Origin of the sequence: Phenylobacterium sp., assembly GCF_030680185.1 — a bacterium.
Classification (GTDB): domain Bacteria; phylum Pseudomonadota; class Alphaproteobacteria; order Caulobacterales; family Caulobacteraceae; genus Phenylobacterium.
The window spans coordinates 75,574-89,742 of record NZ_JAUXVZ010000032.1 but is presented as its reverse complement, the minus strand read 5'-3'; the positions used below and the strand labels follow the sequence as shown (position 1 = coordinate 89,742).

Genomic DNA, 14,169 nt, shown 5'->3' with positions numbered 1-14,169 from the left:
GGCTATTTCCGCCGCAACAGGGCCGACAGAAGCGAGGACTTCTGCGGCGCCGGGGCTTCGCGGCGGCTGATCTGCTGGGCAAGCTCGGCCAGGGCTTCGGTCGTCTTGCCCCGCGGCGCGACCTCTGACAGCATCTGACCATTATTGGCCGCCTGGCCAAACAGCTTGGGCTCGAAGGGCAGGACCAGAGCGGGAACCAGGTCCAGCGCCTCGCCGAAGTCCTTGACCGGAATCTCCGGACGGCCCGGCACGCCCACCTGATTGAGGATCAGCCGCGGGGCCGCATCGTTGGGCCGGGCCCGGCGGACGAGGTCCACCAGGTTCTTGGTGTTGCGCAGGGAGGCGAGATCCGGCGTCGCCACGATCACCAGATCATCGGACGACAGCAGGATGCGGCGCTTCCAGGCGGTCCAGACATGGGGCAGGTCGAGGACCACGAAGGGCGCCGCACCGCGGATCTTCTGGGTCACCTCTTCGAAGGCGTCGGCCGAGATGTCGTAGTCCTGGTCCAGCGAGGCAGGCGCGGCGAACAGGCTGAGCCGGTCGGTGCAGCGGGCCATCATCCGATCCATCAGGACCGGGTCGAGACGGTCAGGCTCGCCCAGGGCGTCGGCCACCCCCTGCAGCGGGTCCTGGTTGAAGTCGAGGCCCGCAGTGCCGAACGGCAGGTCCAGGTCCACCAGCACGGCGTTGGCCGCCAGTCGCTCGGTGATGGCGTGGGCGATGTTGTGGGCCAGGGTCGAGGCGCCGACGCCGCCCTTGGCGCCGCAGAAGGCGATCTGGCGCCCGACGAAGGGCGCGCTGGGATCGGCGTAAAGCCCCGCAATCGAGCGGACGAACTGCAGAGGCTTCATCGGCGGAACGAGGTATTCGCTCACGCCGCGACGCATCAGCTCGCGATAGAGGGCGATGTCGTTGGCCGCCCCGATGACCACCACCTTGGAGCCGGGGTCGCAGACCTCGGCCAGCCTGTCGAGATGGGCCAGAAGTTGCGCGCCCCCCTCGCAGCACTCCACCACCAGCAGGGGCGGGGTCGGCTGGTTCTGATAGGCGGCGACGGCCGCGGCCAGCCCCCCCTCGCGAACCGTGACCGTGGCCCGTTCCATGCGACGGTCCTTGGCGGCGTGTTCGATCAGATCGGCGGTGCGGTCGCGCTCGGTGAAGGCGTGGATGGTGATGCGCGGGACAGGCGTGTCGCCGAAGGCGGCCTCTGCCGTGGCCATCATCTCATGGACCGGATTGTCCGTAGTCGGCGCCGCAGGCTCGGCCCGGCGGCCTTCGGCGGGAGGGTCAGCACGCAGGGGATCGGCGGCCACCGCCACCGGGGGCGGAGGTTCCAGGTCGGCGAACGGGTCGCGACGGGGCGCCGACCGCGCGGCCGGGGCGCCCCAGGCCTCATCGCCCGGCGCGCCGAAGTCGTCATCGGCTTCGAACTGGAGGTCGAAAGGATCGGGTCCGGAACTCGCGCGCATCAGACCCCTACCTCACAACCTGGGAGACGACGCCGGTGGAACGATCGTCGGACTCGCTCGAGGTGATCGCCCCCTCACGGTACTTGGCCAGGACATCGGCGCGACGCGCAGCGTCAGGGGCGTCCATGGCGCGTGGTCCAGCCAGGTCGGCGGGATTGGCGATCTGGGCGGCCAGATTGGCGGTCACCGCACAGCCGAAATTGGCCGAGACGCGGTTGTTCCAGTTGCTGCTGAGATTGTCCCAGCTCTCGCCGCAGTCGGGAATCTGGGCCTCATAGCGCAGATAGCCGACGATCATCGGCGGCCGCAGGTGGCCGCCGGCGTCATAGCCGATCACCTGGACGGCGGCGGGCGGCGCCCCGTGGGAGATCAGGAAGGCGCGCACGCTCTCGCCCATGCGATAGGCCGCCGCGGAGTCCACGCCGCTGGCGGGCGCCTGGATGCGGATGGCGCCGCCGTCGGCCGCGCGCCAGCCAGCCAGCAGTCCTAAGAGGGCGTCGGCCTGCGGCCCGGAAAGGCCTTGGGCATGGATCGCCAGCAGCACCTCTTCCGGGCGCGGCGTCACCTGGACGCGGTATTGGTCCAGCGGCGTGGCGGGATTGGCCACCGCCCCGTCCCGGGGCGGCGCCGAGGCGCAGGCCGCAAGACCAGCGGCCAGCGCCAGGGGCATGAAACAACGCAGGGTGCGGGTCATGGCGGCGCTCACTCGATCACATAGCCGTAGGGGCCCTGGTAGGCCGGCGCGCCTGCGGGCTGCGGCTTGGCCTTGTAGGCGCGGTTGAGGCGCCCCAGGAGGATGGTTTCGGGATCAGAGGCGATCCGCAGGCCGTCGGCCGGGGTCTGCAATCTGTCCGGCGACGTCGGCTGGACAAGGTAGGGGGTGACGATGATCACCAGCTCGGTCTCGCCCTGCAGATAGTCCCGCGACCGGAACAGCGTGCCCAGCACCGGCAGGTTGGTCATGCCCGGCAGGGAATCCACCGCCTGCTTGGTCTGTTCGCGCAACAGGCCGGCGATCATCATGGCGCCGCCGGAGGGCAGCTCCACCATGGTCTCGGCGCGGCGCACGCTGAGGGCCGGGATCACCAGGGACGGGGTCCCCGCGCCATTCCTGATCGAGAAGGCCCCCTCATTGGTGAGTTCGGACACCTCGGTGGAAATCTTCAGGGAGATTCGCCCGCCCGACAGGACCACCGGGGTGAAGCCAAGTCCGACGCCGAAGGGCTTGAACTCGATGGTGACGCGGCCGGTGTCGTCCTGGCCCACGGGCACGGGAAACTCGCCGCCGGCCAGGAACTTGGCGGCCTCGCCCGACACCGCCGTCAGGTTCGGCTCGGCCAGGGTGCGGACCAGGCCGACCCGTTCGAAGGCCTGGATCATGGCCTCGGCCTGGTTCAGGCCGGGATCGCCGGCCAGGCCTTCCTTGATGGTCGCGGTGTCGGAATTGCCGCCGTCGCGGGTGACGAAATCACACAGGGCGTCCGGCTGGTCGACCCAGCCGCATGGGAACTGCATGATCGGCTGTTTGGTGGTGTCGAGGTTGTAACCCCCGGTGAGGCCGCCGATCAGGCCGCCGTTCACGGCGAAGGAGGCGGCGTTGTTGAACATGTACTGGGGCTCGCCCAGCTGGTTCAGGACCGCGTTGGTGTTGAAGCCGAGCTGCTTGATGACGTTGCGCTGGACCTCGACGATGCGCACCTTGAGCATCACCTGGTCCTTGCCGGCGATGGCCAGCATGTTCAGCACCTGCTCGGGCCGGGCCACAGCCGCCCGGGCGATCTGCAGGGCCTTGTCGGCGTCCGATAGGCTCATCACCTCGCCCGACAGGATCAGGCTGTCATTCATGGCGTCGACCCGCACCCGCGCCCCGGGCAACAGGCGATTGATGGTCTGGGCCACCGCGCCGGTGTCCTGATCGACCCGGATGTCCAGCGACAGGATCCGCCGACCGGCGCCGTCGAAGAAGACCGCGTCGGTCTGACCGGCAGCCACCCCCAGCACATAGATTCGCCGGGGCGAACGCAGGACGGCGTCGGCCACCTGGGGATTGGTGACCAGCACGTCGCGGGCGTCCACCGGCAGCTCGATGATGGCCGACTTGCCCCGCGGCAGGGTCAGGGCCTGGGTGGCGCCGCCGCCGGCCAGATCGACCCGGATGGTCGAGCCTTGGGCTTCGAAACGGGACGCCGACCCGGCCAGATCCTGGGCGGTCGCCGGATGGACTGACCACAGGCCGAGGCTTGCGGCGGCGGCGATCAGGAAGGAAAGGCGCCTCATCGGACGGAAACCTCGGTCATCTCGCCGTCGCGGTAGATACGAACGGTCTGGGGCTCGGCCGATCCGCCGCGGCCCACAGGCCCGCCGATGTCGGTATAGGCGCGCAGGGCCAGGATCATCTCGCCCGCCGCCTTGCCCCGCACCAGCACCTCGGCGTCGCCAGCCGGCGCCTCCAGGGTGGCGACGGCGCCGATCATGGTGTTGGAGTCGTCCTTGGGCTCCGTGGCCTGGTCGATGGCCAGGACCCGCAGGTTGCGCATCAGGGTTTCGGTGATCATCGAGCCGTTCTGGTCCTCGCGGCTCTGCAGCACATCGACCCGGTCGCCGGGCAGGATGAAGCCGCCCACGGCGGTTTCCACAGAGACGGGCACCGAGACGGCCCGCATGCCCGGGCCAAGCACCACGGACATGTAGCCGCCCTCCCCGCCGCGAATGACCTTGCGGGTGGTGACGGGCTCGCCAGCGGCGATGGCTTCGCGGACGATGGCGCCTTCGAAGGCCTGGATCGGATTGTCACCCATGAGGGTGGAGGCGGCCTGGCTGGCCTTTTCGGCGACCTTTTCGGCGCCTTCCTTGGGCGGGACCGCAGTCTTGCCGTCGGTCACGAAGGCGGGGTTCAGGGCCTCGACCGGCCAGGCCTGCCAGCCAAGCATGGTCGAAACGATCCGCGTGCCCACGGCGAGGTCTTCCTTGGCCACCAGAACCTGGGCCATGGGGCGGGTTTCCACCTCAGCGGCGGCCTGAGACGGCTCGCCGGAGCTCATCATCCCGCGCACAATGAAGGCCAGCAGGATGGCGGCTACGGCGGCGGCGGCCAGAATGGCGATGCGGACGGCGCCCATGAACTTCCCGATACGCTCCCGCTGAGGGGGATGGGGCGACGCGCCGATTCCGGCGGGCAGCCGCGACTCAAAATCATGCTGCAGCCTTCTGGCGGCGTGATCCTTGTCGGGCGCCCATGGTTAACAGCGGCTAAAGGTCCTAGGCGCCGAGGGCTTGGACCAGGGTGCTGGCGGGGAAGGCGGCGAGGCCGCCGATGCAGATGGCCAGGCCGTAGGGAACGCTCTCGCCCGGCTCGGCCAGGCGGCTCAGCCAGGGCGGGCCGGCCGAGACATAGGGGCGCAGTCGGATCGAGCGCATGGCCAGGAGCATGACCGCCAGGACGCCGCCGGCCATGGCGGTCGCCAGCAGGAAGGTCGCCGAGGCGGGCCAGCCCAGCCAAAGGGCCGTGGCGGCGAACACCTTGGCGTCGCCGCCCCCGATCCAGCGCAGGGCGAACATCACCATGCCGGCGACCAGGGCGCAAAAGCCGATCGCCGCATGCAGCCCCACGGTGTCGAGGCCAAGGCCCAGGATCAGCGCCGTCGGAAAGAACGCCGCGATCAGCGCCAGGGTGATCCAGTTGGGGATCGTATAGGTCGTCACGTCCTTCAGCGCCGCCACGATCAGCAGGGCCGGGCAGATGACGAGCAGGACGGCCTGGGCTTGGGCGATCATGGGCGGGCTCTTGCAGCAGGCGCGAAACGGGCTTCCAGGCGGGCAGTCTGCGCATTGCGAGTGAACGCTTGGTTTCCCGCCCATGAAGAAGGGGCCGCAGCGTCTCCGCCACGGCCCCCGAAAGTCTAATCTTCGTTTTCGCCGCTTGGCGCGGCCGTTGTCTTAGGTCTGGGGCAGCTTGCCGGCGATCATGCCGAAGGTGCCGGTGAGGTTGCCGCCGAGGGTGTTCAGGGCGGTGATCAGCACGACGGCGATCAGGGCCGCGATCAGGCCATACTCGATGGCGGTGGCGCCGGACTCATCTTTCAGGAAGCGCGTGACGAACTTGGACATTGCTCGATCTCCTATGTTGGCGAGCAGATTGATCGGGGATCAGGCCTTGGTGGTCTGCTCGCCCCGAATTGCAGGGTCACAATGCCGCAGCTGACTTAATGGCGAGTAAACTAGCGAGTATTCGATCCAATTTTGTTTTGGTTTACTTGCGTTTACTATTATCATTCATTAACCACGAGGGCAGATTCGAGCGAAATTCGGCCATTTCCCTTTATGATTCACGCACGCGCGCGAGTCGGGTGCGATTCAGCCTTTGTTGACCATTCGGATCGACTCTGGCGCCTCAAGTCCTGCCGCCAGCCGCCCACCGGAATCGCCATGCTTCGCCTCGCCGTTTGCGTCCTCGCCGGCCTCCTGATCGCAGCGCCCGCCGTCGCGGCGCCCCTGTCGGTTCATCTCGACCAGGGCTCGAAGGTCCGCCTTGCCGGCGCGGCGCGCAATGTGGTGGTGACCAATCCGCGGGTGGCCGACGTGAATCTGCTGGGCGCTCAGGACCTGGTGATCATCGGCAAGGGCTATGGCGTCACCAGCGTCATCGTCACCGACGCCCTGGGCCGCACCCTGTTTGATCGCGACATCGTGGTCAGCGCCCCCGACCAGGGCCAGATGTCCTATATCCGCGGCGCAGAGGCCCGCACCTTTTCCTGCTCGCCCCGCTGCGAACCGATCGCCGCCGCCCAGCGGCCCTGAGGGCTTAAGCATCGCTTAGGCCAATGAGGTCTAGGGTCCGCCGGAAACCGGATGGACCCGCAGAATGCCGCGCGCCGCCCAAAACCTGATCCTCGCCCTGCGCGACTTCGCCCGCGCCCGTCAGGGCGCGACCGCGGTGGAGTTCGCCTTCATCGCCGGTCCCCTCCTGATGCTGCTCTTCGGCATTCTGGAATTGGCCCTGGTGTTCATGATGTCCACGGCCCTGGAGGCGGCGACCACGGACGCGGCCCGGACCATCCGCACCGGCGAGATGCAGACCAGCGGGGCCGCCAGCAAGGAGGGCTTCGCCGAGGCGGTCTGTGATCGCATGAGCTGGCTCGGCCCCAGCTGCGGCGACAACCTCTATGTCGACGTCCGCACCTACGACGACTTCACCAGCCTGAAGGACGACCCGGCCCAGGGCGGGAACGCCTTCAACGAAAACAACACCTGCTGGTCGCCAGGCGGGCCTGCCGACATCGTGCTGGTCCGCACCTATTACAGCTGGCCGATCTTCACCCCGCTGATCAGCAACGCCCTGGTCAATTCCGGCACGGACAAGCGCCTGCTGACTGCGGTCGACGCCTTCCGCAACGAGCCCTACAGCGACCAGCCCCCCACCGGAGCGGGGTGCTGATGATGAAGCCGATGGGCCGCATGATCGGTTTCGCTCGCGACCGCCGGGGCGTCGCCGCCGTGGAATTCGCGCTCATCGCGCCGTTCCTGATCCTGAGCTATATGGGGCTGGCCGAGGTCACCATGGCCTTGATGGCCGAGCGCCGCGCCAGTCACGCCACGGCCGTGGTCGCCGATCTGGTGGCCCAGGACACCCTGACCACCCGCAGCGAACTGAACGATGTGTTCTCCGTCGCCGAAGAGATCCTAACCCCCTTCTCACCCAGCGGCATGAAGATCCGCATCACGGCGATCCGGGCCGACACCAACGGGGTGCCAAAGGTGGTCTGGAGCCACGGCAAGGGCATGAACGCCTATGGCAAGGGCGCGACCGTGTCGGGCCTGCCGAACAATCTGGTGGTCGCCCATGACACGCTGATCATGAGCGAGATGGCCTACAACTATGACTCGCCCGTCAAGTACGCCATTCCCAACGCCTTGAACTTCAATGAGAAATACTATCTTCGCCCCCGCAAGATGACCATGGTCAACTGCACCGACTGTTGAGCCGGGCGCGCGGCCCGACAGGGCCCGGTGATCGGAGCGCCTTGATCAGGCGCTAGGGCAAGTCGGCGGCCAGGGCGTCGAGCAGCGGCGGATTGGCGAGGCCTCGCCCCTCCAGGGTCGCCGCCGGGCGCAGGCCCACCAGGCTGTTGGTCAGGAAGACGGCGTCGGCGTGCGCCAGGGCCTCAGGCCCGGCTCTGACCTCGCGCACGGTCACGCCCAGGGCGGCCGCACGGTCCATCACCGCCGCTCTCGCCAGGCCGTCGAGCACCCCGCACTCCAGCGCCGGGGTGAAGAGGTCGCCGTCGTCCATCCAGAAGATGTTGGCCGCCGCCGCACAGGCCACCTCGCCATCTGTATTGAGCATCACGGCTTCGTCCGCGCCGGCGACCTGCGCCTCGCGCCGGGCCAGCACATTGTCCAGATAGGCCAGGGTCTTGTGCCGCGAGGCGGGCGAGCCCCCATTGCGGCGCACCTGGGCGATCGCCAGCCGCAGGGGGCTCGTCGACCGCGGCGCGGGCGCAAGGCTCGACAGCAGTCGGGGGCCGAGCATGGAGGGCCGGTCCAGGCCGCGCCCGCCCGATCCCGCCGTCCAGGTCAGCCGCAGGGCGGCCCGGGCATGGGTCGCACCCGCCATCGCAGCCGCCGCGGCGGCCAGGGCCGCGTCCTCGGTGGGCTCGGGCAGGCCAAGCGTCCCGCAGCCGCGGCGCAGTCGGGCCATATGCTCGGCCCACCAGACCGGCGCCCCGCCGACCACCAGCAGGGTTTCGAAAAGGCCATCGCCCAGCAGCAGGCCGCGGTCGTCGATAGGAACGCTCACGGGCGCCTCACGGGTCTGAAGACAGGGCCGCCAGGATGGCCGAAATCTTGGCCTCGGTCTCCAGGCGCTCGGCGACGGGGTCGCTGTCGGCCACCAGGCCGGCGCCAGCCCTGGCCTCGACCCGCCACCCCTCCGGCGTCTCCACACAGGCGGCGGTGCGGATCAGAACGCTGGAGTCGAAGGCGCCATCGACGCCGGCCCAGAAGATCGAGCCGCAATAGGGCCCACGCGGCGGCTCCAGGCCTTCGATCACCTTCATGGCCTGGATCTTCGGCGCGCCGGTGATGGAGCCCGGCGGAAAGGCCGCCTGCAGGAGATCGGCGCCGCCGCGTCCGGCCTGCATGCGGCCGGTCACCGTGGACACCAGGTGATGGACATTGGCGAAGCTCTCGATGGCGAACAGGTCCGGGACCTTCACCGTGCCCGGCCGACAGACCCGGGCCAGGTCATTGCGCATCAGGTCCACGATCATCAGGTTCTCGGCGCGGTCCTTGGCGCTGGCCAGCAACTCGGCCGCCAGGGCGGCGTCCTGCGTGGCGTCAACGCCCCTCGGCCGCGTCCCCTTGATCGGCCGGGTCTCGGCCGTGAGGCCGTCGGCTCCACGGCGCAGGGCGACGAAGCGCTCCGGAGAATTGGACACCACCGCCCGCCCCGGCAGTCGCAGATAGGCCGCGAAGGGGGCTGCCGAACGCTGGGCGAGACGGGCGAACAGGTCGTAAGGCGTCGCGCCGGCCGCGAGGTCGCCGGTCCAGCGGCGAGCGACATTGGCTTGGAAGATCTCGCCTGCGGCGATGCGGCCGACCACCTCGGCGACCGCCGCCTCATAGGCCTGGCCGGACGAGGCCGTCATCGGACCGGCGAGGCGACCTGGCGCAGTGCGGTTCGGCGCGCCGAGCGCCGCAAGCAGATCCTGGGCCCGGCCGCGGGCCTGGTCTTCCCCCTCGCCGCGGCCGATGGCCAGCAGCCTCTGGTCGCGATGATCGAAGGCGAGCACGGCGGGATAAAGCCCTGCCGCCAGGTGCGGCCAGTCGCGATGCGGGGCCAGGCCCAGCCCCTGGGCGCGGCCCCCGAGCTCATAGGTCGCAAGGCCGACGACCCCACCCTGGAACGGCGGGCCCTCGGCCAGCATCTCGCCTTCCGGGATCAGGTCGGCCAGGGCCGCCAAGGGGTCAGCCGCGTCGTCGGCCTCGACCACCAGCACCCGCTGCGGCCGGGCCGCAAGATAGGACCAACGCCCCCGCAGCCCTCCGCCGCCCGACAGCAGGCAGAGGCTCCAGGCCTCGCCCGCCAGGGCGGCCAGCGCCTGGGCGGGATCACACCAGGGGGCTTCGATCTGGACGACACGACGCATGTCCGCGCCTTAGCCCCCTAAGGCCCCGCTGGAAAGCGATCAGGCGGCGAGCTTGGCGTCGGCGGCGGCCAGAGCCTTGTCCTTGGCGCCGGCGAAGCCCTGTACGGCCAGAGCCTCGGCCAGGGCCGTCAGGCAGAGGCGGACATGCCAGGGGCTGGCCGAAGCGCCCATCAGGCCGATGCGCCAGACCTTGCCCTTCAGGGGGCCGAGACCGGCGCCGATCTCCAGGTTCCAGTGTTCCAGCACGTGATTGCGCACCGCCGCCTCATCGATCCCCTCGGGGATTTTCACGGTGTTGAGCTGCGGCAGGCGATCGGCCGGCGCCACCAGCATCTCCAGGCCCAGGGCCTCGAGCCCGGCCACCAGGGACTCATGCATCCGGGCGTGGCGGACGAAGGCGGCCTGCTGGCCCTCCTCGAACAGCGCGACCAGGGATTCGTGCAGGCCATACAGCGCATTGATCGGGGCGGTGTGGTGATAGGTGCGACCGCCCTCGCCGCCCCAATAGCTCATCAGCAGGCCGATATCGTAGAGCCAGTTGCGGGGCTTTTCCTTGCGCGCGGCGATGGCCGCCACGGCGCGCTTGGAGAAAGCCACCGGCGAGAGGCCGGGAGGAGCAGAAAGACACTTCTGGGTGCCGGAATAGACCACGTCGGCGTCCCAGGCCGCGGCGTCCACGGCGATGCCGCCCAGGGATGTCACGCAGTCAACGATGGACAGCGCGCCGTGCTTGCGCGCCAGGCCGCAGAGCGTGGCCGCATCGCTGCGCACGCCGGTCGAGGTTTCGGCGTGGACGAAGGCCAGCACCTTGGCCTGACGGCCGGCCAGCGCCGTCTCCACCTTGGCCGGATCAACGGGCTTGCCCCATTCGTCGTCCACCGTAACGACCTCGGCGCCGGCGCGGCCGGCCATGTCGACCATCCGTGTGCCGAACACGCCGTTGACGCAGATCACCGCCAGGTCGCCGGGCTCCAGCAGGTTCATCAGGGCCGCCTCCATGCCCGCCGTGCCGGGCGCCGGCAGGGGCACGCAGATGTGATCTGGCGCATTGAACAGGCGCGACAGCGCCGCCTTGATCTCTTCCATCAGGCCCTGGAAGGCGGGGTCCAGGTGGCCGATCGTCGGCCGGGCCAAGGCCGCCAGCACCCGAGGGGTCACATCGGAGGGGCCGGGGCCCATGAGGATGCGGCGGGGGGGTTGAAAGCTCTGCATGGCGACCTCCGGGTGACGACCTGATTTCACGCCGAGGTGATTAGGCCGAGAGGGCGCCTGAGCGCAAATCTTGTCGCTGAGCCTTGTCGGAGGTTCAGCCCCTGGAAGCGCCCGGCGACGACGCGGAGGTCGTCGCCGGGCGTAGGCTTTTCAAAGCGGCGAAAGCCCCTCCGCGGCCCCTACCCTGGTCGCCCTTGGCTCGTCCCGCTCGGCAGGGTCTTTCGCCATTCCGCCCACAGTTGCGCCCGGGGTCGAGGGTACTTTTCAGCCAGGAACTGCGCGCTCACCACCCGGTCGGTGCGGAAATGGCGGAAGCCCTGGCGCAACTCGCACCAGGCGCAGATCAGCCGTGTGGTGTCGAAATAGCCCACCGTGACCGGCCAGATCACCCGGCTGGTCACCGCGCCGGACTCGTCGCGATAGTCCAGGGCCACCTTGCGCTGATCGCGGAGGCAGGCGCGCAGCTGGGACATGTCGAGGGCGTCAGGGGCGCCGTCACGACGGCCCGAGGCCATCAGCGGCGAGGAGCTGATAAAGGGGCGCAAATCCTCCGGAATCACCTGGGCGATCTTGGCCACCAGATCCTGGGCGGCGCGGGCCAGATCCGGATCGCCTCGCCCGCCAACCCACTGAGCGCCCAGCAACACCGCCTCGACCTCCTGCGCCGTCAGCATCAGCGGCGGCATGTCGAAGCCATCCTCCAGCACATAGCCCACCCCGGCCTCGCCGCGGATCGGCACCCGCTGGGCGATCAGGTCGGCCATGTCGCGATAAAGGGTGCGCACCGAGGTCTCCAGCTCGCGGGCGAGCGCCGCGCCGGTCACCGGCCGGCGGCTGCGTCGCAGGATCTGAATGATCTGAAACAGGCGGTCGGCCCGGCGCATCGACGGCTCCAGAAGGCTTGGTGAGACTGCTGACAAGACGCTGACAGGAGAGGGTCCTTATCACGGTCTGGACGGACGCGGAGAAGCAAGATGATCACCCTCTACGGCTTTGGCCCAGCCTTTGGCCTGCCCGATCCCAGCCCCTATGTGATGAAGACCGAGGTTCAGCTGAAGATGGCCGGGCTTGGCTATCTGAAGGTGGCCGGTGACCTGGAAAAGGCGCCCAAGGGCAAGCTGCCCTATCTCGACGACGACGGCCAGGTGGTGGCCGACTCCACCTTCATCCGCCTGCACCTGGAAGAGTCCTATGGGCTCGACTTCGACGAAGGGCTGTCGCCGGCCGATCGCGCCCGGGCCTGGGCTGTCGAACGGATGATCGAGGATCACCTGGGCTGGGCGCTGGGCTATTGCCGCTGGCTGATCCCGGAGAACTTCGCCAACGGGCCGGCCCACTTCTTCGACGACGTGCCCGAGCCCGCGCGTGAACAGGTCCGCGCCGATGTTCAGGCAGAGGTGCGCCAGGCCATGACGGCGCACGGGGTGGCCCGCCACAGCCTGGCCGAGATCGCCGGCCTGGCCGATCGATCCCTGGCGTCCTTGTCGACGCTGCTTGCGGACAAGGTCTTCGTCATGGGTGAGCGCCCGACCTCGGTGGACGCCGCGGCCTTCAGCTTTCTGGCCGGCATCTATTGCGAGGCCTTTCCCTCGCCGGTGCGGGACGCCGCCTTCGCCTATCCGAACCTTGTGGCCTACAGCGAGCGGATGATGCGGATGTTCTTCCCGCAGTACACCCGTCAGGCCCAGGACGCCGCCTAGAGCCTGTTCCCACTTATCGGAACGCGCTCTAGGCCAGGATGCGCTCGGCGATCGACTCACGCATGGACGCATCCACGCCCAGCGCCTGCTCCAGATAGCCGTCGAGCGATCCGCACTGGTCGCGCATGACGGCGAAGGCCGCCTGCAGATACTCCGGATGGACGCTGAGCGCCGTGCGCACCGCCTCTTCAGTGGGCGCGCGGCCAGCGTGCTCAGCCACGAACTCCATCATGAAGGGGACCCGCCGCGCGATGCGGGTCTCGTCATTGGTCAGCAGATAGTCGGCGATCAGGTCGTCCTCATGGACGCCGGCCATGTGGTGGGTGAGCGCGCACAGCATGCCAGTGCGATCCTTGCCCGCCACGCAATGCACCAGCACCGGTCCCTCAGACGCCGAAAGGGCGCGGAAATAGCGCGAAAACAGGTCCAGGTGACGGGCTTCGAACGGGGCTTCCCGATAGAAGCGGACCCCGTCAGCGCGGAAGAAGTCGGCGCTGATGTCGGAGTCCTTCAGGCCCGCCAGCCACGGGTCGCCGGGCTCGCCCAGGTCGTTCTCGATCACATGGGCCATGAAGCCTTCCGGCCGCAGGGAGGGCTCACGCGCCCGCTCGGCGGGCCGGCGCAGATCCACCACCACCGAAATCCCCAGCGCCCGCAGCCGCTCAAGGTCAGACGGCGTGGCGCGGCCATGATTGGCCGAGCGATAGAGCAGGCCCGCGCGCAGGCCCCGGCCGCAGGCGGTGTCGTAGCCTCCGAAGTCGCGGAAGTTCTCGATGCCCTCGAAGTCCATATGTCGTTGCATCGGCAGGCTCTAACCCCGGCCGCCGGCGAAATCCAGGGCCTGGACGCCGCGGCCCCGGCGCTGCAGGCTGGCGGCCATGACCGAGCCCCAGACCCACCGATTCCAGAGCTTCGACGGCGTCGAGATCGCCGTCTATACGGCAGGCGCGGGCCGCCCCGTCGTGCTGCTGCACGGCTTCTTTTCCAGCGGTCAGCAGAACTGGTTCCTGCCGGGCCACGCCGATCGGCTGATCGCGGCGGGCTTCCAGGTGATCGCGCCGGACCTGCGCGGCCACGGCCAGTCCGGCGCGCCGGTGGAGCCCGAAGCTTGGCCGCAGGATGTGCTGGCCAGGGATCAGGCGGCGCTGATCGCCCATCTGGGGCTAAGCGACTTCGACCTCGTCGGCTATTCCCTGGGGGCGCGGACCTCGGTGCGGGCGGTGATCGGCGGCGCTGCGCCCCGGCGGATGGCGCTGGGCGGCATGGGCGCCTCAGGCATCATGGCGGCGGGCGCCCGGGCGGCGATGTTCGAAGACTCCATCCGCAATGGCGCTGGCGCCCGCGATCCCCGGGCTGGCAAGTTCATCCAGGCCCTGATGGCCGAGATGGGCCTCAACCCTCAGGCCATGCTGGGCGTGCTGGCAGCCTTCCAGGAAACCACCGAGGACCAGATTCGAGCGATCAAGGTTCCGACCCTGGTCGTCTGCGGCGACGCCGACCGGGACAACGGCTCGCCCCACGAGCTGGTCGAGCTTCTGCCCCAGGGCGAGCTGGTCATCGTCCCCGGCGATCACCGGGCCGCCGCCGCCACGCCCGAGCTTGGCGAGGCGGTCGTCCGGTTCCTGACGGCCTAGCGTT

16 protein-coding genes are annotated in these 14,169 nt (G+C 69.1%); 5 read left to right on the top strand and 11 right to left on the bottom strand.

Features of this window, described 5'->3' with window-relative positions:
- Positions 1 to 2: 2 nt before the first annotated feature.
- From Q8L83_RS07330 to Q8L83_RS07305, 6 genes are all read right to left on the bottom strand, one after another.
- Positions 3 to 1,472, bottom strand: coding sequence for a CpaE family protein (locus tag Q8L83_RS07330; protein ID WP_305285668.1), 1,470 nt, complete (start codon positions 1,470 to 1,472; stop codon positions 3 to 5).
- Positions 1,473 to 1,479: 7 nt separating this feature from the next.
- Positions 1,480 to 2,166 carry a CpaD family pilus assembly protein gene (locus Q8L83_RS07325; protein WP_305285667.1) on the bottom strand — a complete coding sequence of 229 codons (687 nt, stop codon included), beginning with the start codon at positions 2,164 to 2,166 and terminating at the stop codon, positions 1,480 to 1,482.
- A gap of 8 nt (positions 2,167 to 2,174) precedes the next feature.
- The gene (locus tag Q8L83_RS07320) at positions 2,175 to 3,749 is read right to left on the bottom strand and encodes a type II and III secretion system protein family protein (RefSeq protein ID WP_305285666.1); all 1,575 of its coding nucleotides are present in this window, start codon (positions 3,747 to 3,749) and stop codon (positions 2,175 to 2,177) included.
- On the bottom strand, positions 3,746 to 4,591 hold the full coding sequence (cpaB, locus tag Q8L83_RS07315; RefSeq protein WP_305285665.1) for a Flp pilus assembly protein CpaB: 846 nt from the start codon (positions 4,589 to 4,591) through the stop codon (positions 3,746 to 3,748). Before cpaB ends, Q8L83_RS07320 begins: the two co-directional genes overlap by 4 nt.
- A 139-nt stretch (positions 4,592 to 4,730) precedes the next feature.
- Positions 4,731 to 5,246, bottom strand: coding sequence for a prepilin peptidase (locus Q8L83_RS07310; RefSeq protein ID WP_305285664.1), 516 nt, complete (start codon positions 5,244 to 5,246; stop codon positions 4,731 to 4,733).
- A gap of 162 nt (positions 5,247 to 5,408) precedes the next feature.
- Entirely contained in the window at positions 5,409 to 5,579 is a 171-nt protein-coding gene (locus tag Q8L83_RS07305; protein WP_305285663.1) for a Flp family type IVb pilin, read from the bottom strand.
- A 318-nt stretch (positions 5,580 to 5,897) separates the two neighbouring features.
- Here Q8L83_RS07305 and Q8L83_RS07300 point away from each other — a divergent pair, with 318 nt between their 5' ends.
- From Q8L83_RS07300 to Q8L83_RS07290, 3 genes are all read left to right on the top strand, one after another.
- The gene (locus Q8L83_RS07300; protein ID WP_305285662.1) at positions 5,898 to 6,269 is read left to right on the top strand and encodes a pilus assembly protein N-terminal domain-containing protein; all 372 of its coding nucleotides are present in this window, start codon (positions 5,898 to 5,900) and stop codon (positions 6,267 to 6,269) included.
- Positions 6,270 to 6,333: 64 nt separating this feature from the next.
- Positions 6,334 to 6,906 (top strand): TadE/TadG family type IV pilus assembly protein, encoded by a 573-nt coding sequence (locus Q8L83_RS07295; RefSeq protein ID WP_305285661.1) that lies wholly within the window; start codon positions 6,334 to 6,336, stop codon positions 6,904 to 6,906.
- Complete coding sequence (locus tag Q8L83_RS07290; RefSeq protein WP_305285660.1) at positions 6,906 to 7,451, top strand: TadE/TadG family type IV pilus assembly protein; 546 nt, start codon at positions 6,906 to 6,908, stop codon at positions 7,449 to 7,451. The genes Q8L83_RS07295 and Q8L83_RS07290 overlap by 1 nt, the downstream gene beginning before the upstream one ends.
- Positions 7,452 to 7,503: 52 nt before the next feature.
- Here the strand turns inward: Q8L83_RS07290 and Q8L83_RS07285 are convergent, their stop codons facing one another.
- The 4 genes from Q8L83_RS07285 to Q8L83_RS07270 all read right to left on the bottom strand — a co-directional run bounded on the left by Q8L83_RS07285 (position 7,504) and on the right by Q8L83_RS07270 (position 11,715).
- Positions 7,504 to 8,268 carry an aminotransferase class IV gene (locus Q8L83_RS07285; protein WP_305285659.1) on the bottom strand — a complete coding sequence of 255 codons (765 nt, stop codon included), beginning with the start codon at positions 8,266 to 8,268 and terminating at the stop codon, positions 7,504 to 7,506.
- Between the two features lie 7 nt (positions 8,269 to 8,275).
- A complete protein-coding gene (locus Q8L83_RS07280; protein ID WP_305285658.1) occupies positions 8,276 to 9,619 on the bottom strand; it encodes an anthranilate synthase component I family protein in 1,344 nt (447 codons plus the stop codon).
- A gap of 39 nt (positions 9,620 to 9,658) precedes the next feature.
- Positions 9,659 to 10,831 carry an alanine--glyoxylate aminotransferase family protein gene (locus tag Q8L83_RS07275; RefSeq protein WP_305285657.1) on the bottom strand — a complete coding sequence of 391 codons (1,173 nt, stop codon included), beginning with the start codon at positions 10,829 to 10,831 and terminating at the stop codon, positions 9,659 to 9,661.
- Positions 10,832 to 11,010: 179 nt separating this feature from the next.
- On the bottom strand, positions 11,011 to 11,715 hold the full coding sequence (locus tag Q8L83_RS07270) for a YafY family protein (protein WP_305285656.1): 705 nt from the start codon (positions 11,713 to 11,715) through the stop codon (positions 11,011 to 11,013).
- A 90-nt stretch (positions 11,716 to 11,805) separates the two neighbouring features.
- Here Q8L83_RS07270 and Q8L83_RS07265 point away from each other — a divergent pair, with 90 nt between their 5' ends.
- Positions 11,806 to 12,531 carry a glutathione S-transferase family protein gene (locus tag Q8L83_RS07265; protein WP_305285655.1) on the top strand — a complete coding sequence of 242 codons (726 nt, stop codon included), beginning with the start codon at positions 11,806 to 11,808 and terminating at the stop codon, positions 12,529 to 12,531.
- A 28-nt stretch (positions 12,532 to 12,559) separates the two neighbouring features.
- On the opposite strand, the gene Q8L83_RS07260 is transcribed toward Q8L83_RS07265, so the two are convergent.
- Positions 12,560 to 13,333: a tyrosine-protein phosphatase gene (locus tag Q8L83_RS07260; RefSeq protein WP_305285654.1), complete on the bottom strand. Its 774-nt coding sequence runs from the start codon at positions 13,331 to 13,333 to the stop codon at positions 12,560 to 12,562.
- Positions 13,334 to 13,409: 76 nt separating this feature from the next.
- On the opposite strand from Q8L83_RS07260, the gene Q8L83_RS07255 reads away from it, so the two are divergent.
- Positions 13,410 to 14,165, top strand: a complete 756-nt coding sequence (locus tag Q8L83_RS07255) for an alpha/beta fold hydrolase (RefSeq protein ID WP_305285653.1) — start codon at positions 13,410 to 13,412, stop codon at positions 14,163 to 14,165.
- Positions 14,166 to 14,169: the final 4 nt, after the last annotated feature.